27 protein-coding genes are annotated in these 21,784 nt (G+C 65.2%); 16 read left to right on the top strand and 11 right to left on the bottom strand.

Features of this window, described 5'->3' with window-relative positions:
- Window positions 1–36 precede the first annotated feature (36 nt).
- Entirely contained in the window at window positions 37–1,239 is a 1,203-nt protein-coding gene (locus QSV46_RS13280; RefSeq protein ID WP_314951404.1) for a pyridoxal phosphate-dependent aminotransferase, read from the bottom strand.
- Window positions 1,240–1,376: 137 nt separating this feature from the next.
- A complete protein-coding gene (locus tag QSV46_RS13275) occupies window positions 1,377–1,721 on the bottom strand; it encodes a hypothetical protein (RefSeq protein ID WP_314951401.1) in 345 nt (114 codons plus the stop codon).
- Here QSV46_RS13275 and QSV46_RS13270 point away from each other — a divergent pair.
- The 6 genes from QSV46_RS13270 (at window position 1,714) to QSV46_RS13245 (ending at window position 5,622) form a co-directional block, all read left to right on the top strand.
- Complete coding sequence (locus tag QSV46_RS13270) at window positions 1,714–2,364, top strand: glutathione S-transferase family protein (RefSeq protein ID WP_314951398.1); 651 nt, start codon at window positions 1,714–1,716, stop codon at window positions 2,362–2,364. The genes QSV46_RS13275 and QSV46_RS13270 overlap by 8 nt on opposite strands.
- A 156-nt stretch (window positions 2,365–2,520) precedes the next feature.
- Window positions 2,521–2,697 (top strand): hypothetical protein, encoded by a 177-nt coding sequence (locus QSV46_RS13265; RefSeq protein ID WP_212484302.1) that lies wholly within the window; start codon window positions 2,521–2,523, stop codon window positions 2,695–2,697.
- A 73-nt stretch (window positions 2,698–2,770) separates the two neighbouring features.
- Entirely contained in the window at window positions 2,771–2,929 is a 159-nt protein-coding gene (locus QSV46_RS13260; RefSeq protein ID WP_314951393.1) for a hypothetical protein, read from the top strand.
- 157 nt (window positions 2,930–3,086) lie between these two features.
- Entirely contained in the window at window positions 3,087–3,896 is an 810-nt protein-coding gene (locus QSV46_RS13255) for a PAS-domain containing protein (protein ID WP_314951390.1), read from the top strand.
- Between the two features lie 75 nt (window positions 3,897–3,971).
- Complete coding sequence (locus QSV46_RS13250) at window positions 3,972–4,427, top strand: GNAT family N-acetyltransferase (protein WP_314951386.1); 456 nt, start codon at window positions 3,972–3,974, stop codon at window positions 4,425–4,427.
- Window positions 4,428–4,680: 253 nt separating this feature from the next.
- The gene (locus QSV46_RS13245; RefSeq protein WP_314951384.1) at window positions 4,681–5,622 is read left to right on the top strand and encodes an aldo/keto reductase; all 942 of its coding nucleotides are present in this window, start codon (window positions 4,681–4,683) and stop codon (window positions 5,620–5,622) included.
- Between the two features lie 68 nt (window positions 5,623–5,690).
- On the opposite strand, the gene QSV46_RS13240 is transcribed toward QSV46_RS13245, so the two are convergent.
- The 3 genes from QSV46_RS13240 to QSV46_RS13230 form a co-directional block, all read right to left on the bottom strand.
- Window positions 5,691–6,014: an antibiotic biosynthesis monooxygenase gene (locus QSV46_RS13240; RefSeq protein WP_314951381.1), complete on the bottom strand. Its 324-nt coding sequence runs from the start codon at window positions 6,012–6,014 to the stop codon at window positions 5,691–5,693.
- Window positions 6,015–6,088: 74 nt separating this feature from the next.
- On the bottom strand, window positions 6,089–7,306 hold the full coding sequence (locus tag QSV46_RS13235; RefSeq protein WP_314951379.1) for a DUF1501 domain-containing protein: 1,218 nt from the start codon (window positions 7,304–7,306) through the stop codon (window positions 6,089–6,091).
- A 2-nt stretch (window positions 7,307–7,308) separates the two neighbouring features.
- Window positions 7,309–8,865 (bottom strand): DUF1800 domain-containing protein, encoded by a 1,557-nt coding sequence (locus QSV46_RS13230; protein WP_314951376.1) that lies wholly within the window; start codon window positions 8,863–8,865, stop codon window positions 7,309–7,311.
- Window positions 8,866–8,978: 113 nt separating this feature from the next.
- Here QSV46_RS13230 and QSV46_RS13225 point away from each other — a divergent pair, with 113 nt between their 5' ends.
- Window positions 8,979–9,176, top strand: a complete 198-nt coding sequence (locus QSV46_RS13225; protein WP_314951374.1) for a cysteine-rich CWC family protein — start codon at window positions 8,979–8,981, stop codon at window positions 9,174–9,176.
- A gap of 87 nt (window positions 9,177–9,263) precedes the next feature.
- On the opposite strand, the gene QSV46_RS13220 is transcribed toward QSV46_RS13225, so the two are convergent.
- The 3 genes from QSV46_RS13220 to QSV46_RS13210 form a co-directional block, all read right to left on the bottom strand.
- The gene (locus tag QSV46_RS13220; RefSeq protein ID WP_314951371.1) at window positions 9,264–9,962 is read right to left on the bottom strand and encodes a glutathione S-transferase family protein; all 699 of its coding nucleotides are present in this window, start codon (window positions 9,960–9,962) and stop codon (window positions 9,264–9,266) included.
- Between the two features lie 113 nt (window positions 9,963–10,075).
- Window positions 10,076–10,306, bottom strand: a complete 231-nt coding sequence (locus QSV46_RS13215) for a hypothetical protein (RefSeq protein WP_314951370.1) — start codon at window positions 10,304–10,306, stop codon at window positions 10,076–10,078.
- Entirely contained in the window at window positions 10,303–11,082 is a 780-nt protein-coding gene (locus QSV46_RS13210; protein ID WP_314951367.1) for a sulfite exporter TauE/SafE family protein, read from the bottom strand. The genes QSV46_RS13215 and QSV46_RS13210 overlap by 4 nt, the downstream gene beginning before the upstream one ends.
- A gap of 196 nt (window positions 11,083–11,278) precedes the next feature.
- Here QSV46_RS13210 and QSV46_RS13205 point away from each other — a divergent pair, with 196 nt between their 5' ends.
- The 4 genes from QSV46_RS13205 (at window position 11,279) to uvrB (ending at window position 15,886) form a co-directional block, all read left to right on the top strand.
- On the top strand, window positions 11,279–12,193 hold the full coding sequence (locus tag QSV46_RS13205; protein ID WP_314951364.1) for a LysR substrate-binding domain-containing protein: 915 nt from the start codon (window positions 11,279–11,281) through the stop codon (window positions 12,191–12,193).
- A 110-nt stretch (window positions 12,194–12,303) separates the two neighbouring features.
- Window positions 12,304–12,531, top strand: coding sequence for a hypothetical protein (locus QSV46_RS13200; protein ID WP_314951362.1), 228 nt, complete (start codon window positions 12,304–12,306; stop codon window positions 12,529–12,531).
- A gap of 53 nt (window positions 12,532–12,584) precedes the next feature.
- Entirely contained in the window at window positions 12,585–12,812 is a 228-nt protein-coding gene (locus tag QSV46_RS13195) for a hypothetical protein (protein WP_314951359.1), read from the top strand.
- Between the two features lie 104 nt (window positions 12,813–12,916).
- Window positions 12,917–15,886: an excinuclease ABC subunit UvrB gene (gene uvrB, locus QSV46_RS13190; protein WP_314951356.1), complete on the top strand. Its 2,970-nt coding sequence runs from the start codon at window positions 12,917–12,919 to the stop codon at window positions 15,884–15,886.
- A 116-nt stretch (window positions 15,887–16,002) separates the two neighbouring features.
- Here uvrB and QSV46_RS13185 read toward each other — a convergent pair whose 3' ends face one another.
- The gene (locus tag QSV46_RS13185) at window positions 16,003–16,389 is read right to left on the bottom strand and encodes a hypothetical protein (protein WP_314951353.1); all 387 of its coding nucleotides are present in this window, start codon (window positions 16,387–16,389) and stop codon (window positions 16,003–16,005) included.
- Window positions 16,390–16,706: 317 nt separating this feature from the next.
- On the opposite strand from QSV46_RS13185, the gene QSV46_RS13180 reads away from it, so the two are divergent.
- From QSV46_RS13180 to QSV46_RS13165, 4 genes are all read left to right on the top strand, one after another.
- Window positions 16,707–17,147 (top strand): nuclear transport factor 2 family protein, encoded by a 441-nt coding sequence (locus QSV46_RS13180; protein ID WP_314951351.1) that lies wholly within the window; start codon window positions 16,707–16,709, stop codon window positions 17,145–17,147.
- A 271-nt stretch (window positions 17,148–17,418) separates the two neighbouring features.
- Window positions 17,419–18,345: a hypothetical protein gene (locus QSV46_RS13175; RefSeq protein WP_314951348.1), complete on the top strand. Its 927-nt coding sequence runs from the start codon at window positions 17,419–17,421 to the stop codon at window positions 18,343–18,345.
- A 242-nt stretch (window positions 18,346–18,587) separates the two neighbouring features.
- A complete protein-coding gene (locus tag QSV46_RS13170) occupies window positions 18,588–19,010 on the top strand; it encodes a hypothetical protein (protein WP_314951345.1) in 423 nt (140 codons plus the stop codon).
- Window positions 19,011–19,314: 304 nt separating this feature from the next.
- Complete coding sequence (locus tag QSV46_RS13165; RefSeq protein ID WP_014492018.1) at window positions 19,315–19,452, top strand: hypothetical protein; 138 nt, start codon at window positions 19,315–19,317, stop codon at window positions 19,450–19,452.
- Window positions 19,453–19,491: 39 nt separating this feature from the next.
- Here the strand turns inward: QSV46_RS13165 and QSV46_RS13160 are convergent, their stop codons facing one another.
- Entirely contained in the window at window positions 19,492–19,638 is a 147-nt protein-coding gene (locus QSV46_RS13160; RefSeq protein WP_314951336.1) for a hypothetical protein, read from the bottom strand.
- A gap of 230 nt (window positions 19,639–19,868) precedes the next feature.
- On the bottom strand, window positions 19,869–20,666 hold the full coding sequence (locus QSV46_RS13155) for a L,D-transpeptidase (RefSeq protein WP_314951334.1): 798 nt from the start codon (window positions 20,664–20,666) through the stop codon (window positions 19,869–19,871).
- 314 nt (window positions 20,667–20,980) lie between these two features.
- Here QSV46_RS13155 and QSV46_RS13150 point away from each other — a divergent pair, with 314 nt between their 5' ends.
- Window positions 20,981–21,763 (top strand): protein phosphatase CheZ, encoded by a 783-nt coding sequence (locus tag QSV46_RS13150; RefSeq protein ID WP_314951331.1) that lies wholly within the window; start codon window positions 20,981–20,983, stop codon window positions 21,761–21,763.
- The last annotated feature ends 21 nt before the right edge of the window (window positions 21,764–21,784 follow it).

Here is a 21,784-nt window from a genome sequence, read left to right as displayed (position 1 = left end):
CCGAAGCGGGCCTTTGCAATTCTTGTCGCGCCAGCCTCAGCGCAGATTGCCGCAGAAGCGCTGGATGCGCTTGCAGGCGTCTTCGAGGTCCGAGGTCTTGGTCGCGTAGGAGATACGGAACGCGGGTCCAAGGCCGAAAGCCGAACCCTGCACCACCGCGACGCCTTCGGTTTCCAGGAGCTCTGTCACGAAGGTCTCGTCGTTGTCGATCACCTTGCCCGACGGCGCAGTCTTGCCGATCGTGCCGGCGCAGGATGGATAGACATAGAACGCGCCTTCGGGACGCGGACACTCGATGCCCTTGGCCTGGTTGAGCATGGAGACGACGAGGTCGCGGCGCTCCTTGAACACCTTGTTGTTGGCGGGGATGAAATCCTGCGGACCGTTCAACGCTTCGACCGCAGCCCATTGCGCGATCGACGACGGGTTCGAGGTCGACTGTGACTGGATCGTGGACATCGCCTTGATGAGCTGGGCCGGGCCGCCGGCATAGCCGATACGCCAGCCGGTCATGCAATAGGCCTTCGACACGCCGTTCACGGTGAGCGTGCGGTCGTAGAGTTTCGGCTCGACCTGCGCGACCGTGGTGAACTGGAAGTCGTCGTAGACGAGATGCTCGTACATGTCGTCGGTCATCACCCACACATGCGGATGCCTGACCAGCACGTCGGTGAGCGCCTTCAGCTCGGCCCTGGTGTAGGCTGCGCCGGTCGGGTTGGACGGCGAGCACAGGATCACCCATTTGGTCTTCGGCGTGATCGCGCGCTCGAGCGCCTCGGCCCCGAGCTTGAAGCCGGTCGCGGCGGTGCAGACCACCGGCACCGGCTCGCCGCCGGCGAGCGCCACCATCTCGGGATAGCTGACCCAATAGGGCGCCGGGATGATCACCTCGTCGCCCGGATTGATGGTCGCCATCAGCGCGTTGTAGAGCACCTGCTTGCCGCCGGTGCCGACGATGATCTGGTTCGGCTTGTAGGTGACGCCGTTCTCGCGCTGGAATTTCGCGATGATGGCTTCCTTCAGTTCGGGAATGCCGTCGACCGCGGTGTACTTGGTCTTGCCGGCTTCGATGGCGTGGATCGCGGCCAGCTTGATGTTGGCGGGCGTGTCGAAGTCGGGCTCGCCGGCGCCGAGGCCGATGACGTTGCGGCCCGCCGCTTTCAGCGCGCGTGCTTTATCCGTGACCGCGATGGTCGCGGACGGCTTCACACGGTCGAGCGCAGCGGCAAGGAAGGACATCGTCATCTCCTGACAAGCGTCGTGAACCCTTTGGCCTCACGACTCCAATTGTGGGAATAGCGACACCCTAAAACGTGTGCCGCTGCGCCGCAAGAAACTTCGGCTCGATCCCGCAAAAGTTTACGGGATTCGAGCGCTTACAGGCGCGATTTTCCATAATAATTGGCAACTTTGCGGTCGGAATCGCTCATATCCGGGAAGCCTTGTCCTCGGAGCAATTTTGCCCGCTCGACACGTCGCGAAACTGACGGCCAGCTGAAATTGTCGGGCGACGCTTTCGCGCGCTGACGCAAGCGTGAACCAAGTTGCATGGTCGCAAGGAAATGATCTTTCCGCGGCATTGCAGTGCAGTAGGGTTTTCGAGTTTTTCTATTGGCCAGCCCTTGCGGCGGATTCGCATCGGCATCATTGTTTAGCCGCGGCGCGTGGGCAGGATGCGCCGCGCCTTCCCATCCTCGGAATCGAACTCCCAGAATGTACAAGCTCTATTCGATGCAACGCTCGGGCAACAGCTACAAGGTCCGCCTTGCGCTGGCCCTGTTGAACCTGCCCTACGAAGCGATCGAGGTGGACATTCTGCGCGGCGAGAGCCGCACGCCGGACTTTCTGACCAAGAATCCGTCGGGCCAGGTGCCGCTGCTCGAGGTCGGCGACGACCGCTATCTTGCCGAGTCCAACGCCATCCTCTGGTACGTCGCCGTCGGCACGCCGCTCGCGCCGGAAAACCGCATCGATCGCGCCGAGGCGCTACAATGGATGTTCTTCGAGCAGCACGCGCTCGAGCCGAACATCGGTGCCGCCTATTTCTGGCTGTCGCTGGTCAAGGGCGGCCGCGATCTCCAGACCCACTCGCTGGAAGACTGGATGGAACGCGGCTATGGCGCGCTCCAGGTGATGGAAAACCACCTCAAGACCAACGCCTATTTCGCGGCCCGGCAGCTCACCGTCGCCGACATCGCGCTCTACGGCTACACCCACCTCGCCGACCGCTGCGACTTCGACCTGTCGCCATTCCCCGCCGTCCGGGACTGGCTGAAACGGGTGGAGGCCGCGCCCGGCTTCGTGCCGATGGACTGGCGGCCGGCCGACGTCGACGACCCCGCCAGCATCGCGGCGGGTGCCTGATGGCGCGGCCCCGTTCTGGCGAATAGCGGGCATAAGGAACGTCTTTGCCGCAATCCCGCCATTTTCGGCATGGCCGCCGCCGCAATGTTGCCGGTTGAAACAGGGAAATTGTTCGACGTCGCGGGTGATTCGCTCGCACGTTGAAGGATTTAGACCATGATTCGGGCGTCCGGCACGGCAGGCTTTCAGGGCCAAACCGCCACCGTTTCGTCTTCCCGGCTGACCAATGCGGTCGCGGCCTCGCTCGCCGTCGCCGCACTCTCGCTGTGCCTGATCGTCACCCTGACGGTGCTGTCGACCAAGGCGACCATGGCGATGGGTCTGCCGGTCTGATCCCCGTTTCATCCTGGACCAGCCTTCAAGGTGCCGCGCCGCCCGCGCCGGCCGGCATCGCGATGGGACGTCGATGAAATCACCTGTGGTCGTCGTTGCAATCACCCTGACTGCGGCCATCCTGGTCGCGGCGTCGCTTCTGATTTTCACCGGCATGCGCAAGAGCTCGGGGACCTCGACGCTGAATGCGCCAACGCTCCAGCAGCGCGTCAGGCACGTGCACTTGGCCTAAAACACTTGGCCTAAAACACTTGGCCTAAAATCATCTGAAAACTTGGCGCGCCGTAGCAAGCGCCCCTTAAGCGCTCGGCACGATTTCGCACTGCGTCATCGCAACAATCAGCCAGTGTTGCCACCTTACCTCGTTCAGGGAGGAACGAGACAGGCCCATGCGGTTCGGATGGCGTGCGATCTGCGGTCCCGTGCTGACGGCAGCGACCCTGCTGCTGGCGATCCTGCTCGACCGTTACGTCGCCGTCCCCTCGCCCGCACCGCTGCTCGTCTGCATCGTAGCGCTCGCCGGCGCGCTGTCGGGCTTTTCGTCCGCCATCACCAGTGCAGCGCTTGCGGTGACGGGCGCGGCGCTGTTCTTCCTCAACCGCAGCGGCGTTTCGTTTATGCCGGCGGATCTCGTCCGGCTCGGCCTCCTGGCTGTGACGGCGATCGGCACCGCAGGCATCACCGGCCTGATGCGCGAGCGGCTGCTCGGCTCGCTTGCCGCCGAGCGCCAGGGCCACGCCACCGCCGCGCGGCTGTCGGCGGCGCTCGACCAGGTCGACATCGGCATTGTGCTGCTCGATGCCGAGACCCGCGCCGAATTCATCAACCGTGCGTTCCGCGACTATTTTGCCCTGCCGGACGAAGTGGCCGACGGCAAGCCGCCCTTCATCGCCCTGATGTATCACGGCCGCGACACCGGCGCGTTCGAGCTGCCCGAGGACGAGTTCGGCACCTTCATCGCCCAGCGCATGGAGATGGTGCGGACCGGCGATGCCACGCCGATCAACATCGCCTTGCGCAACGGCGAGGTGCTGCGCTTCGTCTGCGCCGCGCTGCCCAATGGCGGCCGCATGCTGAGCTACACGCCGGTGACCGACCTCGTGCGCCACACCGATGCGCCGGCGCGCGCCGACTACTACCGCTCGCTGCGCGATCCGACGGGCCGCAGGCTGATCCGTTACTTGCGCGTCGCCGAGTGATGCGACTGCGCGATTGATCGGAACGGCCGCCATCACGTATGAAGGACGCCTCACCGATCGATCGCGGGATTTCACATGTCGCTCACCATTCGCTCCGTCACCAAGCAGGACTACGATCAATGGCTGCCGCTGTGGGACGGCTACAACGCCTTCTACGGCCGCTCGGGCCCGACCGCGCTCGCACCCGAGATTACACATGTGACATGGCAGCGCTTTTTCGATGGCTATGAGCCGGTGCACGGATTGGTCGCCGAGAGCGACGGCAGGCTGCTTGGCATGACAAACTATCTGTTTCATCGCAGCACCACCGCGATCGAGCCGTCCTGCTATCTGCAGGACCTGTTCACGCTGGAGGCCGCGCGCGGCAAGGGTGTCGGCGCGGCGCTGATCCATGGCGTCTACGAGCGTGCGAAGCTGGCGGGATCGCCGCGCGTCTACTGGCAGACGCACGAGACCAACGTTACGGCACAGCGCCTCTACGACAAGGTGGCCGAGCGCTCCGGCTTCATCGTCTATCGGAAGATATTCTGAGCCTCACGAAGAGGCCCTGTGGATAACTTTGCCTGTCACCGGCGCGTAACACTCCGGGATTAAGTTGCACCTGCGTCTGATCAGGCCCCCCGTCACCGATCAAGCGCCCCAAAGCGGTCCCCGTCAGTCGCCGCGTCTGACAGGGGCCGCATTTTTTTGTCTGCTCCGTCAGCATGGCAGCAGCGCGGTGAGCAGCTTGCTGGCGCGGCGCACGGTGGTCACAATGTGCGCTGCCCATCTGACAGGATCTCCCATGGAAATTCGCAATCTCGGCGCCTCCGGCCTTCGCGTGTCTGCGGTCGGGCTCGGCTGCAACAATTTCGGCCAGCGCACGGATCTGGAGACCTCACGCAAGGTGATCCATCGCGCGCTCGATCTCGGCATCACGTTGTTCGACACCGCCGACATCTATTCGAACATGGGCGGCTCGGAAAACGTGCTCGGCACTGTCCTGGGCGATCGCCGCAAGGACATTGTGCTGGCGACGAAATATTCCAAGCCGATGGCCGAAGACGGAACCAGGCAGGGCGCCTCGCGCCGCTACATCATGGACGCCGTGGAAGCGAGCCTGAAGCGGCTCAAGACCGATTACATCGACCTCTACCAGCAACACGATTATGACCCGCTGACGCCGATCGAGGAGAGCCTGCGCGCGCTCGACGACCTCGTCCGGCAGGGCAAGGTCCGCTATATCGGCAATTCGAATTTTCCGGCCTGGCGGATCGCGGAAGCGGAGTATGTCGCGCGCGCGATGAATGTCAGCCGCTTCGTCTCCTGCCAGGACGAATATTCCCTCCTGGTGCGCGACATCGAGAAGGACCTGCTGCCGGCAGCAACGGAATACAAGCTTGGCCTGTTGCCGTTCTTCCCGCTCGCAAGCGGACTTTTGACCGGCAAATACAAGAAGGGCGAGGCCGCGCCGGGCGACACCCGCTTCGGCCAGACTCCGAGACTGCGCGACCGCTATGTCACGCCGCGCAACGAGGCAATCGTCGAGAAGCTCACGGCGTTCGCCAAGGCGCGCGGGCACAGCATGCTCGAGCTCGCCTTCTCCTGGCTCGCCTGCCGCCCGCAGGTCTCCAGCGTCATCGCCGGCGCTACCCGCGTCGAGCAGATCGAGGAGAACGTGAAGGCGATCGCATGGAAGCTCGGCGCGGAGGAAATGGCGGAGATCGACAAGGTCATGCTGGGCTAGAGCATGATCCGGAAAAGTGTGAAGCGGTTTTCCGAAAAGATCATGCTCAGACAATAACCGGCGCGGCGCTACTTCGCGCCGCGTCCGACCGTCTGCATCACTTCAAAACCTTCGAACTGGGGATGGCCGAGATAAAGCGGCTTGTTGTCGCCCGCCTTGTGATGCGCCGCGCGAAACGCCTCGGACTTAGTCCAGGCCTCGAACGCCGCGTGGTTCGCCCAGACCGTGTGGGAGGCGTAGAGCGTGTGGTCCTCGGCTTCCGGCGCGCGCAGCAGGTGGAATTCGACGAAGCCCGACACCTTGTCCAGATAGGTATCGCGCGAAAGCCAGACCTGCTCGAAGGCAGACTCGGAGCCCTTGGCGACGCGGAAGCGGTTCATGGCGATGTACATGCGTGGTCTCTCCTGATGCTCAGGCAATCATGTCGTCATTCCGGTATGCGCCGCAAGGCGCACGGAATGACGGCTTACACAACCAATCCCTTCATCGGCCTCGCTCCCGCGCTGTCGGGGAACACGGACTCGGCCAGCACGCGATCGGACAGGCCGAACTGGCCCTGCAGCACGCCTTTTATCACCGCGCGCAGGTCCGTCGTCGGCTTGAGGTCGCGGCCCTCATGCAGGTTCGCGAGCTTGAGGCCGGGCCAGTCGGAGATGACGCGGCCGCCTTTCACGGCGCCGCCGGCGAGCAGCGCGATCGTGCCGGTGCCGTGATCGGTACCGTCGGTGCCGTTGATCCGCGCGGTCCGGCCGAACTCGGTGGCCACGACGACCACGGTGTCGCGCCAGCGATCACCCAGGCCGCTTTCGAACTCGGCGAGCGCGCCGTCGAGCCCGCCGAGCAGGAAGGCGAGACGCCCGACCGGACCGCCTTCATTGGCATGCGTGTCCCAGCCGTCGAAGGCGAGCGCCGCGATGCGCGGACCGTCATCGGCCGCCATCAGCTTTGCGGCGCCGCGTGCCACCTGCCGCATCTGCGCCACCGCGTTGCCCGGCTTGGGCTTCACGTCGTCGCCGCTCGCGGCCTTCTCGAGCCGGAGGCCTTGCGACAGCGCCGAGGCCAGTGCCGGATCGCGGTGGCGGTACAGTTCGACGAGGCGCATCGCGGTGTCGTCGTCGGCCTGCGGCAGTGCGGCCGGCGCCCAGCCGACCGTCGGCGCATTGCCGCGCAGCACCAGCGGCGTGGTTGGCCCGACCGCAAGACCGCTCGATACGCGCTCGCCGCGCGGTAGCGCCTCGAGCGCGCGGTTGAGCCAGCCGGACTGCACGCGGCCGGGGCCGGCATAGCCGCTCTCGAGCACGTCCTGACCGTCGAAATGCGAGCGGTCGCGATAGGGCGTCGCCACCGCGTGGATCACCGCGGCATGCCTGTCGCGATACATGCGCGCAAATTCCGGCATCGCCGGATGCAGCGCGAAGAAGGAATCGAGCATGATGGCGGGATGCGCGCCGTCCGCCGCGAGCGCGATCGAGCCGTGCAGGCCGGCATAATCGGGATCACCGACCGGCGCAACGGTCGAGAGTCCGTCGAGCGCGCCGCGCAAAATCACGACGATCAATCGCGGGTCGCGCCCGTTCGCCGCCCGCGCGAACTTCGGCAAATAGGCCCAGGCCGCAAAGGACGCGCCGCCGAGCAGCAGGCCGCGGCGCGAGGTGAGGAGCCGGTTCTCGACACAGTCGATCATCATCATCTCCTCTGTAGTTCCGGCGACATCAACAGCAGCGCCAGGGCCTGCTGCCGCGATTCCGCGCGCTCGATGGTCTTGCGCGTTTCAATCGACGCCGCATCCGCGGCAGCGAATTCGAGCAAGTCGAGCGGGTCGATGTTGTTGCCGAGCCGCGCGCCCATTTGCGCGGCAATGTCGAGCCGCAGCTTGATGCCTTCGGGCGCGGCCCATGCGGCGCTGCTATCCGGGAAACCGTTCGGTCCCGCCGGCGACCACAGCGGTTGGCCGAGCAGGTTGAGGTTGTTCAGATAGAAGCCGGGATCCTCGGGCACGCGCGCGAGCAGCCGGCCGCTCGCGACCAGGAATTCGTAAGGCGAGCGCATCTTCGTCAGCGGCGCTTTCCATGCCTCGTCGGAATCGACCAGCGCCGTCGCGAGCGCCTTGAGATCGCCGTCGGTCTTGACGAAGACGTCACGCAACCGGGCCACCAGCGCCGGCGGCGGTTCGTCGGCGACGAAATGGCGGACGAACTTCGTCGCGACGAAATTCGCGGTCGAGGGATGGCGCGCGATGTCGGCGAGCGCGGCTTCGCCCTGCGCAAGGCCCGTTGCCTCATAGGTCTTGCCGAGCAGAGTCTGCGGTCCCGGCTGGTGCGCATTGGCGTTGAACACGAAGGAGCCGGGCGCCCCTAACTGCCCTTGCCGGCCGGCAAAGGTCCAGCCGGTGATGATGCGCGCCAGCGAGGTGACGTCCTCCTGCGTGTATCCGCCGCCGACGCCGAGCGTATGCAGCTCCATGATCTCGCGCGCGAGATTTTCGTTCAGCCCGCGCTTGCGGTTTTGCCCGGCGCGCGAATCCGGTCCGAGCGATTGCTGGTTGTCGAGAAAGAACAGCATCGCCGGATGCTGCTCGACCGCTTTGAGCATGTCGGAAAAGCGCCCGAGCACATGCGGGCGGATCGCCTCGCGCTCGAACGCGCCGGCCCAGATCCGCGCCAGCTCGCCCTTGCTGGCGGAGATACAGAAATGGTTGGACCAGAACACGACGAGGCGCTCGGTGAAGCCGCACTCGACCAGCGTCGCGCGCTGCAACCGCGCCAGCGCCTCGGCGCGAAACGTCTTCTGGATGACATTGAGCGGCTGCGGGGCGGGCTTTGCGGCAGGCGGCGCAGACGCGCCCGGCTGCATCGTGTCCGGCTTCGGCGCGTCGTCCGCCGGCTTCGCACCACTCATCTGGCCGGCGATCTCGGTGGCGACCGCATTCAGCGAAAGATTGCGGCGCAAGCCCGGCTTCTGATCGGCTGGCGCCGGCTGCGACGCTTCAGCGGGCGCTGCGGCCTTCGCAGCCTCGCGTGCCTGCTTGATCTGGTCCTGATAGGCGAACACGGCCTGGCCGAGCTGCGGCGTCGATTGCAGGCCCGGCGCCTCCAGCAGCACACCGCTGGGGCGGGCGAGTTCCGCCTTCACGAAGCCGCGAGGATCGGAGGCTGCGTTGACGAGATCGCCGGATGCCCCGCCGCGCGCCCCGAAGCCGAAACGGTTGAGCGCAACGAGGGCGGCTTGCGAATCGCGGGCCATCGATCTGTCCTTCGCCGTCCTGAAGCGCTTTCCGAGCTTGCGTGCGTCGCATAATATACCGCAGCAACTGATGAACCCGACATGAAAATGACGGCGAAGCTTCCGCACAGATCATGACAAATCCGAAAGAATTTCCGCTACAGCAAGCGCGCAGCCTCACCTGCTCCCGCTGCGGCGCCGAGTTCGGCTGCGACCTCTCGGGCAATTGCTGGTGCGCGGAAGAGACCGCGCGGCTGCCGATGCCGGTGAAGGGCGAGGATTGTTTGTGCCGGGAGTGTTTAAGGAAAGCGGCGGCGCAGGCCGTATCGTAGGGTGGGCAAAGCGAAGCGTGGCCACCATTTTGCGTGTGTGGGGAGATGGTGGGCACGGCGCTTTGCGCCTTTGCCCACCTTACGAAGCTACACCGCGTGTCCCGGCGAGGTCCGCGCCATGCCATCGAACGCATCGAGCAGCTTCTCGCGCCAGGCATAAACCGGATCATCGGCTTCCAGCAGCCTGAACGGGCTCGTCACGCGCGCCCACTGAAACCCGCCGAACACGATGTAGTCGGCATAGTTCGGCGTGCTGCCACCGATGAAGGGTTGCCTCTTCAACGTCTGCCGCATCACCTCGAGCGACTTGCGGAACGCGATCACGCCGGTGTCGCGGCTCGCCATCACCTCTTCCAGCGTCTTGCCGCCAAAGCGCGCCTCGCGCGACTGGCGGAAATAGGCGGCATCGACCTCGCCCAGATTCTTCGGGATGTCGGCAATGATCAGCGGAAAGATGCCGCCGACGATGGCGATGTCGCCCCACGAATTGATCATGCGCGCCATGGCACGGCCGCCCTCACCGCCGAACAGCGACGGCTGGCCCGGAAAATTGTCTTCGAGATAGTTCGCAATCGCCCAGGAATCGACTACGGGCTTGTCGTGATGCAGGAGCACCGGAACCTTCTCCGAGCCGTGCGGCGCGAGCGCGCTCTTCTCGGTGAAGCGCCAGGGCAGCGATTCTGCGGATAACCCCTTATGCGCCAGCGCCATGCGCGTGCGCCAGCAATAGGGGCTGAAGGGGCGCGAGGCATCGGTGCCGACGAGTTCGAACAGTTTGAGCGACATGGATGGTGTTCCGTCATTGCGAGCGCAGCGACACAATCCAGTCTGCCGCTGCGGATACATTCTGGATTGCTTCGCTTGCGCCCGCAACGACGATGTGGAGGCAGAGGTGGCTGCTACCGGCCGTTCGTGCGCAGCAGCCGTTCACCGCCTTCCGTCACCGCGATGACCAGGCCGAGACCGGCGATCGTCTCGCGGGCGACGTAGCCGCGCTCAGTGGCGTCTTCCCAGATGGTGAGGCGCGGACACGACGTCTTCCAGGTCGCGATCACTTCGGCATAGGCGCGTGGCTCGCGCGCGACCCATTCGACGAAATCCAGCACCAGCGGGTCGGCGTTATCGCTCATTGCAAACCTCCCTTGTCGAAGGCGGCCAGCACCGGGGTTCGAACCAGCAGCCAGCCGCCATAGGCGATGTAGTAGCAGGCGATGGTGGTGATCAGCTTGTTGGACCAGGCGATGAATTGCTGGTCGGTCATGGCCTCGAGGATGCGCCGCGCCAGCGTGGTGCCGAGCATCGAGGTGAGAATCGCGACGCCGGCGAGCACGGGATCGAGGCTCGCCGCCTGGTCGATGATGCCGCCGAAATAGATCAGCTTGGTGAAGTGACTGACGAGCTGGCACATCGCTTTCGTCGCCACCTTCTCGCGCCGGCCGAAGTCGCCGCCGAGGAAGAAGGTATCGAGCAGCGGGCCCGATACGCCGGTCATCAGCATCAGGCCCATACAGATCGTGCCATAGACCGTGCCCTGCCAGAGACGATCGGGATCCGGCTTGATGTTCGACGGCAGCAGCCGCGCCATGAACGGGGTGATGCCGAGCAGCAGCAGCGCCATCGGCTTGTCCGGCACGTAGCGGGTGAGCGACCAGGCCGCGAGCGCGACGGCAGCGCCGACCATATAGTTCGCGACCGGCCGCCAGCGGATATGCGCGCGCCAGAGGAACGCACGCCAGCCGTTCGAGGCCATCTGCGTGATCGCATGCAGCACCATCGCGGTCGGCAGCGGCATCAGCGCCAGCAGCACGCCGATCAGGATCAGCCCGCCCGCCATGCCGAACAGCCCCGACAGGAACGCGGTGCCGACCATCAGCAATCCAAGGGCAGCGATCATGATGGGCGTCACGGGGTCTCCTGTAAGGGCGATAAGGGACGCAGACTGCTCATTCCCCCTCGCCCCGCAAGCAGGGGAGAGGCGAAGAAGCCGCGCCCGCCCTTCAACAAATCAGCCTGGATTGACGCTGCAAATTCTGGCCCGCTTGCTCCTCCCCTGCAAACTGAGTTATCTTGCCCTGGCATCAGCTTTCCTGAGGGTCGGGCATTTGCGGCGGCTGCTGTTTCTCAACGGCATCAAGGCATTCGAGGCGGCGGCGCGGACCGGCAGCTTTGCTGCGGCCGGGCTCGAGCTGAGCGTGTCGGCGGCCGCCGTCAGCCGCATGGTGCATCTGCTGGAAGAGCGGCTCGGCGTCGCGCTGTTCGAGCGCAAGGCCAACCGGCTGGTGCTGACGCAGGCCGGGCGCGCCTATCAAGGCGGGCTGACGCCGATCTTCGACGCGCTGGCGAGCCTCACCGCGCAGGTGACGGCGCCCTCCGGCGTCCGCGTGCTCACCATCGGCGTCGGACATACGTTTGCGATGCGCTGGCTGATCCCGCGGCTGTCGGAATTTCGCAGCGAGGAGCCCGACATCGAGGTGCGCTTCACCACCGGCGGCGCGTCGGTGCCGTTCGGCGAGGACTGGAGCTGCGGCATCAAGCTTGGCACCGGCGATTGGCCGGGGCTGGTGGCCGAGCCGCTGTTCGCCGGCGACCTCACCCCGGTCTGCGTGCCCCGCCTCGCTGCGTCGCTGAAGCGGCCGGCTGACCTCAAGGGGCCGAGCCTGATCCGCGTCGAACATTCGCAGGAGGACTGGCCGATCTGGCTGAAGGCCGCGAGCCTCACCCGCATTCATCCGCGCGGGCCGGAGTTCCAGTTCTACGGCCAGGCGCTCCAGGCCGCCGCCGACGGACTCGGCATCGCCATGGGCATCCGGCCCTATATCGACGACGATCTCGCCGCAGGCCGGCTGGTGGCGCCGTTCGACCTCTCCGTGCCCAAGGGCATGCGCTGGTACCTGCTCTATCGCAGCTTCCAGACCGAACAGCGCGATTTTGCTGCGTTCCGCCGCTGGATCATGCGCGCGGCGGCGGAACCCGCGGCCCGGCCGCGGCGGGCCGGGCGCGCCGCCGGCCGGGGCTGACCATCACCCTTTCGGGTGAAAAAGCCGGCCGCTTGTGAACGGCTTCACATCTCAAAAACAGCAAACGTGGTCCTCTAACCCTCCGACAAGAGAGCATTTGGGGACTACCAATGACGACCCTTTACGACGGCTTTGACATCGAATCCTTCGAAGCTGGCAAGGGGCTGTGGCACGCCCGCATCCGGCGCGCCGATTTCAGCCCGGTTGCCATCGACGGCGTGCTGTTTCCGGCCATGGAAGTCGGCTTCGCCTGGCCCGATCCTGACGCCGCGATCGCCGATGCCAAGCACCACATCGATCGCTTCCGCCGGCGGGCGGACGAGAGCGACGACGAATAAGCCGGACTGCGGGCGAGCCAAGGGACGGCGCAGCTTAAGAGGGGGAACCGGTCATGTCCGTCATCGAATTCGAAGGCACGCCGCGCCGGATCTACGCCCGCGCTGTGCTGTCCAACTGCCCGGAATGCGACGGCGATCTCACCGTGCTCCGCGTGATCAGTGGCCGTGCCGGATGCGAGTACTGGACCATGCGCTGCACCGATTGCGGCGGCATCCATCTCGACATCCTCAAGCCGTATCAGGCGAGCGAGGACGACGAGACCTCGCCGCCGGCGGCGTGATCCCAAGGCACGATCCAAGGCTGCTGCCAACCTGCTGTCAGCAGCCTGCGCAGGGACGTAGCTTCGCCCTTTTCTGAGGGGCGGACTCGTCCCATATTCGTCCCATGGCGAAGAAACCTGCTCCCCCGAAATCCTCCAAATCCAAGACCTCGAACCCGAAGGCGCCAAATTCCAAGGCATCACGCCCCGACGTGCAGCCGATCGGGCCGGCGCTGGCCGAGCTGCTCAATCCCGCGATCAATCGCGGCGATGCCGGGCTTGGATCGGGCACCGGCCTGCAGCCGCCGCCGGACAATTCGCGCGATCGCCGCGCCGGGGGCGAGGCCGCCGCGCATCGGGCGCGCGCCTCGACGCCGAAGGAGTTTCCGCAGGATAACGCCAAACCGATGCCGCTGCGGCCGAACCCGCAGCCGCCGGGGGCGCGCACGTCGACTGAAGGTTTTGACGAGGCACCGCAGGCCAATTACGGCACCGCGGCCACGATCCCGACGCTCGATCCGGAACTGGCCCGGCAGCTCGGCTTTCCCACCGAGGAGGATGACGCCGAAGCGCTGGCGCGTCCGCCGCGTTCCAAGATGGAGGCGCTCGGCGTCAAGGCGACCGCCGACGCGCTGGAATCGCTGATCCGCGAGGGCAGGCCGGAGTTCCGCAAGAACGACGGCTCCACCAAGGTGTGGACTCCGCACCGGCCGCCGCGCCCGGAAAAGTCCGAAGGCGGCGTGCGCTTCGAGATCAAGTCGCACTACGAGCCGCGCGGCGACCAGCCGACTGCGATCGCCGAGCTGGTCGAGGGCATCAACCGCAACGACCGTTCGCAGGTGCTGCTCGGGGTCACCGGTTCCGGCAAGACCTACACCATGGCCAAGGTGATCGAGGCGACGCAGCGGCCCGCCATCATCCTGGCGCCGAACAAGACGCTCGCCGCCCAGCTCTATGGCGAGTTCAAGAGCTTCTTTCCGGACAACGCGGTCGAGTATTTCGTCAGCTATTACGACTATTACCAGCCGGAGGCCTATGTCCCCCGCACCGACACCTATATCGAGAAGGACTCGTCCATCAACGAGCAGATCGACCGCATGCGCCACTCGGCGACGCGCGCGCTGCTCGAACGCGACGACGTCATCATCGTTGCCTCGGTGTCCTGCATCTACGGTATCGGCTCGGTCGAAACCTACACCGCGATGACGTTTGCCCTGAAGAAGGGCGAGCGCATCGACCAGCGCCAGCTCATCGCCGACCTCGTCGCCCTCCAGTACAAGCGCACCCAGGCCGATTTCACCCGCGGCACCTTCCGGGTGCGCGGCGACGTCATCGACATCTTCCCGGCACATTATGAAGACCGCGCCTGGCGCGTGAATCTGTTCGGCGACACCATCGAGTCCATCGAGGAGTTCGATCCGCTCACCGGCCACAAGCAGGACGAGCTCGAATTCATCAAGATGTACGCCAACTCGCACTATGTGACGCCGCGTCCGACGCTGGTGCAGGCGATCAAGTCGATCAAATCGGAGCTGAAACAGCGGCTCGACCAGCTCCACAACCAGGGCCGCCTCTTGGAGGCGCAGCGGCTGGAGCAGCGCACCACCTTCGATCTCGAGATGATGGAGGCGACCGGAAGCTGCGCCGGCATCGAGAACTATTCGCGCTATCTCACCGGGCGCCTCCCCGGCGAGCCGCCGCCGACGCTGTTCGAATACGTGCCCGACAACGCGCTGGTGTTCGCCGACGAGAGCCACGTCACCGTCCCCCAAATCGGGGCCATGTTCAAAGGCGACTTCCGCCGCAAGGCGACGCTGGCGGAATACGGCTTCCGCCTGCCCTCCTGCATGGACAACCGCCCGCTCCGCTTCGAGGAATGGGACATGATGCGGCCGCAGACGATCGCGGTGTCGGCGACCCCGAGCGGCTGGGAGCTGAACGAGAGCGGCGGCGTGTTCGTCGAGCAGGTCATTCGTCCCACCGGCCTGATCGATCCGCCCGTCGACATCCGCCCTGCCCGCACCCAGGTCGACGATCTCGTCGGCGAGGTCCGCGCCACCGCGCAGGCGGGCTATCGCTCGCTGATCACGGTGCTGACCAAACGGATGGCGGAGGATCTCACCGAATATCTGCACGAGCAGGGCATTCGCGTCCGCTACATGCACAGTGACATCGACACCATCGAGCGCATCGAGATCATCCGGGATCTCCGCCTCGGCGCCTTCGACGCGCTGGTCGGCATCAATCTTTTGCGCGAAGGCCTCGACATCCCCGAATGCGCGCTGGTCGCGATCCTCGACGCCGACAAGGAAGGCTTTTTGCGCAGCGAGACCTCGCTGATCCAGACCATCGGCCGCGCCGCGCGCAACGTCGATGGCAAGGTGATCCTCTATGCCGACCAGATGACGGGCTCGATGGAGCGCGCCATCGCCGAGACCAACCGCCGCCGCGAGAAGCAGGTCGAGTACAACACCGCCAACGGCATCACGCCGGAGAGCGTGAAGAAGCAGATCGGCGACATCCTCAACTCCGTCTACGAGCGCGACCACGTGCTGATCGAGGTCGGCGGCCACGACATGACCGACGACGTCATCTCGATCGGCCACAATTTCGAGGCCGTGCTGGCCGACCTCGAAACAAGGATGCGCGAGGCCGCCGCCGATCTGAACTTCGAGGAAGCCGCCCGCCTGCGCGACGAGGTCAAGCGCCTGCGCGCCACCGAGCTCGCGGTGGTCGACGACCCCACCGTCAAGCAGCGCACAGTGCAGGGCAAGGCCGGTGCCTATGCCGGCAGCAAGAAATACGGCGACGCCGCGAACTTGCCGGTCAGCGCGATGAAGAACAAGAGCGCCGCGACTGCGCTCAAGGCGAGCGGCAGCAAGGGCTCGCGAATCCACAAGCCGCATCTCGACGAGATGCACGGCCCGGAGTCCCTACCGTATCGGGGGGACCGCGCACTGCCGTCAAAGCCGTTCGGCGGCGAGAGCCGGATCATCCAGCCGACGGATTCAAGGCAGTCAGGGCCGGAGTTCGGGCCGGCGCCGAAGTCGACGGGCGGGATGCCGGGACGGCGCGGGGGGTGGAAGAAGAGGTAGGCGGCATCATCCGCGTGAGGCGTGGCTATGGATTCCGGGCTCGCGCTTCCGCCTTCGCTCTTCGAGCTTCGGCGAACAAGTTGCGGCGCTCCGGAATGACGGCAGAGAGAGCCCCCTCACGCCACGCTCGCCGTCACCACGGCCATCACCGACAGCAGCAGCACGATGGTCACGAGCTGGAGCGAGGCGACCGGCTGGGTGCGCCATGCGGTGATCTTGTTGGATAGCGACAGATGGGCCTCGAAGAATTTCGGTTCGTAGACGGTCTTGAAGACGGCCGGGAAGCTCGGGCCGAGGGTCACGGCGAGCAGCGCGTGTCCGAGCGAGGCGATGGCGACGAAGATGGCGACGCCGGGGTCGCCGGAGAGGTCGTGGTTGCCGGCGAGCTTGAGCAGGAAGGCGGCGGCGGCGAAGGTCGGGAAGCTCTGGAGGATCGCGGTCAGCGCGAGGCCTTCGAGCGCGTTGCGCAGGCGGGACTTTCTCGCGGCGATCGTGGCAGCCATGGCACGTCTCCCTGATGACATGCGGATGACGATAGCGGCGTCGGGACAGGGGTGATGTGAGATGGGTCACGCGGTCCGGCGGCCGGCTCGTGCCCTCTCCTCGCCCTGGGGGAGAGGCGGAGGTAGAGACCGGGAAAATACGGAATTCTATTGTAAATCTCACAAAGAGCGGTCAATTGTGCATTGCGAAAACGTGAATTGCGTTTTGGCAGAAATCCCCTACTTTGTTTGTATACGAATGAGTTGGACGCCCCTGGCACATTGCCGTGCAGGGGGCAGTTTTCCGTTCTTGCAAGCCAGTTTCAGGACGCCCCAAAATGACAGAGCACAGCCTCTGGCGTTTCTCGCGCGCGTTGCACCGCGCGGTGAACGACCGGCATTTCGAGGATATCGAGGCCCTGATCGACGAGGACGTCGAATGGGCCATCTACGGCCCGATCGACATGTTTCCGTTCCTCGGTTCGCGCCAGGGCAAGGACGCCGTGCTCGACGTCATCCGCCAGCTCGCCGACAATTTCCGCGTCCGCCGCTTCGACCGCGAGAGCATCATGCTGGGCGTCGATTCCGCCGCCTCGATGCTGCGCTATTCGCTCACCGCGCTGGATTCCGACAAGCCGATCAGCTTGCGGGTCGCGCAGTTCGCCCAGTTCAAGGCGGGCAAGCTGATCAGCATGCGCGTACTGCTAGACACGTTCGATCTGGTCGAGCAGGCACTCGGCCGCGCCATTCATCTGCCAAAGATGACCGGCGTCGGCTGAAGGGACACCAACGGGCCCCGCTTGTCGGGACCGATGACTGATGCTCTCCGCGACACGTCCTGGCCTCCAGCCCCGCCGGATGCCGTCGTGGCGACGCTCGTCGCCGGGCGCGCGCCTTTCGCGCGGCCCGTTGGTTCGTTATTCCGGGCGAGCCGCCACAATTTCGCAACGATAGATCACCATGGCTTGAACGGACCGAATGGCACATGGTCATCACCAAAGGCCGCTTTATATTGGCGGCACGCATGTGCTGGGGTTCGTGGGCAGGACGATGGAATTCTCGACAGGTTTTGGCTGGACCAAGTTGCCGGCGGTCGCGGCGGCATTCATTTTGGGCTCGGTTCTGACGGTCTCGGCGCAGATCATTCCGCCCTTCTCCCCCGCCGCGGCTGCGCCCGACGATGAGGCCGAGGCCGCGGAGACCGCCGAGGCGACCCCCGACGTCAACGACCCCGACGTGCTCAAGGGCATCGACGTCGACAAGCTCGACTGGAGCCAGCTCGCGGTCGATGCCGGTACCGGCAACGACATCGCGGCCGCCAGGAAGCGCGCCAAGGCCGCAGGCAAGGACGGCCTGGACTGGTCGACGAACACCAACGCCAACGGCTCCTCGGCGGTGACGGTGAAGCAGTCGGTGTCGTCGTTCTGGGACGCCCGCATTGGCGCCGACATGACGGTGACGAGCGAGCCGCGGACCATGTCCGAGCTGTTGGCACAAAAGGCCACCAATGGCGGCAGCCTGCCGCAATCCTCCGGCAGCGCCTGGGCGGCGGCGACCGCGCCGGGCGCGGGCTCGATCTGGGACAGGACCGCGGTGGAAGCCCGCGTCGATCCCGGCGCCGAGCAGAGCAAGATCGGGGCGTCCCTGATCAAGTCGGTGCCGCTGTCGAAGGATACGTCGCTGACGCTCCAGAACGGCTACAGCGTCAACCAGCAGGGCACCACCGCCGTCCCCGGCATCGGCGGCCACATCACGCGCAATTACCAGACCGACCAGACCGCCAAGGTCACCCTCACCGAGACCGGCACCAGCGTCACCGCCGGCCAGACGCTGTCGACCACCGACGACAAATGGCTGCGCAAGGTCGGCGCCGAGCAGAAACTGTTCGACAATGTCACGGTCTCCGGCTCGGTCGGCGAGACCTCGCAGGGCGCGATCAACAAGAGCCTGACCGCGGGCTTCAAGAAGAGCTGGTGAGTCTTTCGCCTCTCCCCGCGAGCGGGACGAAGGGGTCGACCACCGACCGAGCCGCGCATCCCATCCCCAGCCAGCCTTCATACTCTCCTAACCATACGCCACGGCAAAACCGCCGAATGGTCCGCCCCTGCCGCATCTCGGCCCCGTTGCGGTCAAAATCGGGCGCCCTGATACAGACCGCCTTACAGACGTCGTCGTGCGGGGGACACTCGCGCTGCGCTCAACGGAACAGGGGAATAACGATGAACGCCATGCGTCCCGAAAAGACCGAGACCACCGAGACCGAGACGGTCGACACCAACCTCGCCGCCGTGACCGAAGTCGAAGCCGGCATCCGTGACTTCGTCCGCAACGACATCGCCTATCTGCGCCGGCCGGCGGCGCCGACCACCGACGCGCCGCCGCTCGATCCGAGCGCGGAAGCCACCGTCACCAACGTCAACTCGCTGATCCAGCGCGTCGCCGGCACCTCGCTCGCCGAGATCGAGAATCTGATCTCCGAGCTCGAGAGCCTGCGCGACCTGCTCCATGCCGAAGGCCAGCGCGTCCAGCGCGAGATCTCCGGCTACGCCCAGCTCAGCCAGGCCGCGATGAAGTCCACCCGCATGATCGCCGACAACGTCGCGCAGTGGAAGCGCGCCGCCGACGGCCTGCGCAACAGCTGATCGCTGGTTTCAAGCATCACCGGCCGCCGCGTTCCGCACGGAGCGCGGCGGTTTTGATTCGTGGGGGTGAGTGCGCGTCTGCGCACGCAGCCTCCTCAACGCAGGTGTCATCATCCGCGAAAGCGGGTGATCCAGTATTCCAGAGACCGCGAGGCTGGAGTCGAGACGCCGCGGCGTACTGGATGCCCTGGTCAAGCCGGGGCATGACAGCGAGGGGTGTGGCTCGCCTTTGAACTTTCCGCTTTCCCGAGGCGACTAACGCCAAGCGCCCGTGCAGCCACGGCCGGGCCTGGGGACATTTCAGATGGAAAGCATTCGGCCCGACAATACGGACCCGATCCCGCTGCGGCCCGCGCCGAATCAATTCGGCACGATCATGCTGCGCTTCGTGGGATTGCTGGCGGTTGCGATCGCGGTGCTGGCGTTCGTCTATAGCCGCTGAGCGGAGGCCGCGTCGCGGCCCCGCGGAGTTAACGAGCCGTTAACGGCTCGCGTCGATGCTCGAGGCTTCCAGGGTGTAGGCGCCGTCGGCATAGCCCTTCACCACCATGCCGGCCACCAGCATCACTGCCAGCGTCGCCGTAGCGAAGATAAATCCGACCAGCTTGAGTGCGCCGCGGTCTGCCATGGTCCTCGTTCCCCTGTACTCTGCCCGATTAGTTCAAATAGACAGCGACAGGTTCATAATTGGTTAGCAACTCGATGGGTTCCGCATACTGCTTTGCGGGTCATCATGTTGCGCAGGCTTATGGCAGCCGCCCGGAATCGCGTCCATAGCGCGCGGGCAACACTCGGCTTCAATTCGGTCAGATGCGGCGTTCCCCCTCTCCCGTTGCGAGAAAGGGGGAAAACGGCCGATTACATCACCACGACCCTGGTGCCGACGTTGACCCGGCCATAGAGGTCGATGACGTCCTCGTTGCGCATGCGGATGCAGCCAGAGGAGACGTTGGTGCCGATGGTCCAGGGCTCGTTGGAGCCGTGGATGCGGTAGAGCGTCGAGCCCAGATACATCGCGCGGGCGCCGAGCGGATTTTCCGGGCCGCCCTCCATGTGCCTTGGCAAATCGGGGCGGCGTGCGATCATTTCCGCCGGCGGCGTCCAGTCCGGCCATTCGCGCTTGGCCGTAATCGACTTCACGCCCGACCAGGTGAAGCCGGGACGGCCGACGCCGATGCCGTAGCGCATTGCCCGGCCGTTGCCTTCGACGAGATAGAGGAACTTGTTCGGCGTATCGACCACGATCGTGCCGGCGCTTTCCTTGCCGCTGTAGTCAACAAGTTGTTTCTCGAATTTCGGATCGAATTGACGCTGCCGCGGATCGATCGCCTCTTGCTGAATCGCTCCCTGGACTTGCGGCTCGCCCATCGGCGGCAGGCGGCGCTGATCGTAATAGCCAGGCTGCTGCTGATAGACCGGTTGCTGCGGAGCGTAGGCCGGGCCCCGGCCCGGACCGTCGCCGAACAGAAACTCGATGAAGCCGCCGCCCATGTTCGCATTCGAGGCGACACGCACCGGCGCCGGCGGCACCTGCGGCTGGTAGAGCACCGCGGGCGGATCGTTCGGCACGCTATTGTCGAAGGCGCTGGCGCTGTTCGCGCCGGCAATGAAGGTGCAAGCGCTGCCGAGCAGCGCGAGAGACATTTTCTTGAACATCGACGTACTCTGTACTGTTTCGTCTAGATCACATGCGTCGCGAGGAGCCGATGGCTGATCGACGATCCGCGACGTGGTCAATAAAGAGCAAAAGCCGTTTTGTTTGGTAAACGGAAACGGTGTTTCGATTCACCACGTCGCGAGCGAGCGGCAATTTGGCGATCAGCGTTTATTTTCGATGAACGCCGCGCAGGCATGGTTAATCGCTTCCTTTCACGCCGTCGCGCCGGGCCGCACAACCGTTCCTGCTGTGAACTTCGTGTTAAATCGCTTCTGCCTACAAAGACGCGTGAGTGAGGTGGGGGGAGTTTCTGATGGCTATTCACCGCAAACGTTTTCGTGTCGAAGAGGCTATTGTCGGCGAGATGCCCAGCCCCGAAATGATTGAGGAGGCTGCGCCGATGCACAGCGAGATCATGGCCGAGCTGCGTGCGATCCGCGCACAGATGGCGAAGGTCCCCGCTGCCCCGCTGTCCGGCAGCGCCGCCTTGGCCGCGATCGACGCTTCCACGACGCAGGAGCTTTCCGACGCACGCACGATGCTCGAGACCTACCGGGCGCAGATCGAGCAGTGCGAAAAGCTGAAGGTCGAGCTCGACCTCATCCACGACGCCATCGACCGCACCAAGCGCGAAATCGCGACGCTGCACGGCAAGAGCTTCGACGGCGGCGAAATGGCCAAGGTCAATGGCGAGCTCGGCGCGGTCGTCGGCGGTACCGAGCAGGCGACCCAGCAGATCCTCGAAGCCGCCGAGGCGATCGACCAGGCGGCCAGCGCGATGTCCAAGGTGCAATCGGCCGATCAGCAGAAGCGGCTCGCCGACGACATCCAGGAACGCGTCATCTCGATTTTCGAAGCCTGCAACTTCCAGGACCTGACCGGCCAGCGCATCAGCAAGGTCATGGGCACGATGAAGTTCATCGAGCAGCACATCAATGCGATGATGGAGATCTGGGGCGGTGTCGACGCGATCAAGGCCCATGTGCCCGCGCCGGCCGACACCCGCACCGAGGACGAGAAGCTCCTCAACGGCCCCAAGCTTGCCGGCGACGTCGGCCACGCCTCGCAGGACGACATCGACGCGCTGTTCGACTGAGCCAACGCTACAATACGGAAA

It is taken from the genome of Bradyrhizobium cosmicum (assembly GCF_032290525.1).
GTDB lineage: Bacteria > Pseudomonadota > Alphaproteobacteria > Rhizobiales > Xanthobacteraceae > Bradyrhizobium > Bradyrhizobium cosmicum_A.
This window is presented reverse-complemented; position numbering and strand designations above follow the sequence as displayed.

What these genes read in the sequence shown, in the direction of transcription:
- QSV46_RS13165 (WP_014492018.1), top strand. Translation starts at nt 19,315, where the DNA reads ATGGAAAGCATTCGGCCCGACAATACGGACCCGATCCCGCTGCGGCCC.
- QSV46_RS13155 (WP_314951334.1), bottom strand. Translation starts at nt 20,666, where the DNA reads ATGTTCAAGAAAATGTCTCTCGCGCTGCTCGGCAGCGCTTGCACCTTC.
- QSV46_RS13220 (WP_314951371.1), bottom strand. Translation starts at nt 9,962, where the DNA reads ATGTCGCTCAAACTGTTCGAACTCGTCGGCACCGATGCCTCGCGCCCC.
- QSV46_RS13170 (WP_314951345.1), top strand. Translation starts at nt 18,588, where the DNA reads ATGAACGCCATGCGTCCCGAAAAGACCGAGACCACCGAGACCGAGACG.
- QSV46_RS13160 (WP_314951336.1), bottom strand. Translation starts at nt 19,638, where the DNA reads ATGGCAGACCGCGGCGCACTCAAGCTGGTCGGATTTATCTTCGCTACG.
- QSV46_RS13180 (WP_314951351.1), top strand. Translation starts at nt 16,707, where the DNA reads ATGACAGAGCACAGCCTCTGGCGTTTCTCGCGCGCGTTGCACCGCGCG.
- QSV46_RS13260 (WP_314951393.1), top strand. Translation starts at nt 2,771, where the DNA reads ATGAAATCACCTGTGGTCGTCGTTGCAATCACCCTGACTGCGGCCATC.
- QSV46_RS13185 (WP_314951353.1), bottom strand. Translation starts at nt 16,389, where the DNA reads ATGGCTGCCACGATCGCCGCGAGAAAGTCCCGCCTGCGCAACGCGCTC.
- uvrB (WP_314951356.1), top strand. Translation starts at nt 12,917, where the DNA reads ATGGCGAAGAAACCTGCTCCCCCGAAATCCTCCAAATCCAAGACCTCG.
- QSV46_RS13200 (WP_314951362.1), top strand. Translation starts at nt 12,304, where the DNA reads ATGACGACCCTTTACGACGGCTTTGACATCGAATCCTTCGAAGCTGGC.
- QSV46_RS13230 (WP_314951376.1), bottom strand. Translation starts at nt 8,865, where the DNA reads ATGGCCCGCGATTCGCAAGCCGCCCTCGTTGCGCTCAACCGTTTCGGC.
- QSV46_RS13150 (WP_314951331.1), top strand. Translation starts at nt 20,981, where the DNA reads ATGGCTATTCACCGCAAACGTTTTCGTGTCGAAGAGGCTATTGTCGGC.
- QSV46_RS13215 (WP_314951370.1), bottom strand. Translation starts at nt 10,306, where the DNA reads ATGAGCGATAACGCCGACCCGCTGGTGCTGGATTTCGTCGAATGGGTC.
- QSV46_RS13265 (WP_212484302.1), top strand. Translation starts at nt 2,521, where the DNA reads ATGATTCGGGCGTCCGGCACGGCAGGCTTTCAGGGCCAAACCGCCACC.
- QSV46_RS13195 (WP_314951359.1), top strand. Translation starts at nt 12,585, where the DNA reads ATGTCCGTCATCGAATTCGAAGGCACGCCGCGCCGGATCTACGCCCGC.
- QSV46_RS13250 (WP_314951386.1), top strand. Translation starts at nt 3,972, where the DNA reads ATGTCGCTCACCATTCGCTCCGTCACCAAGCAGGACTACGATCAATGG.
- QSV46_RS13240 (WP_314951381.1), bottom strand. Translation starts at nt 6,014, where the DNA reads ATGTACATCGCCATGAACCGCTTCCGCGTCGCCAAGGGCTCCGAGTCT.
- QSV46_RS13225 (WP_314951374.1), top strand. Translation starts at nt 8,979, where the DNA reads ATGACAAATCCGAAAGAATTTCCGCTACAGCAAGCGCGCAGCCTCACC.
- QSV46_RS13270 (WP_314951398.1), top strand. Translation starts at nt 1,714, where the DNA reads ATGTACAAGCTCTATTCGATGCAACGCTCGGGCAACAGCTACAAGGTC.
- QSV46_RS13235 (WP_314951379.1), bottom strand. Translation starts at nt 7,306, where the DNA reads ATGATCGACTGTGTCGAGAACCGGCTCCTCACCTCGCGCCGCGGCCTG.
- QSV46_RS13280 (WP_314951404.1), bottom strand. Translation starts at nt 1,239, where the DNA reads ATGTCCTTCCTTGCCGCTGCGCTCGACCGTGTGAAGCCGTCCGCGACC.
- QSV46_RS13175 (WP_314951348.1), top strand. Translation starts at nt 17,419, where the DNA reads ATGGAATTCTCGACAGGTTTTGGCTGGACCAAGTTGCCGGCGGTCGCG.
- QSV46_RS13255 (WP_314951390.1), top strand. Translation starts at nt 3,087, where the DNA reads ATGCGGTTCGGATGGCGTGCGATCTGCGGTCCCGTGCTGACGGCAGCG.
- QSV46_RS13245 (WP_314951384.1), top strand. Translation starts at nt 4,681, where the DNA reads ATGGAAATTCGCAATCTCGGCGCCTCCGGCCTTCGCGTGTCTGCGGTC.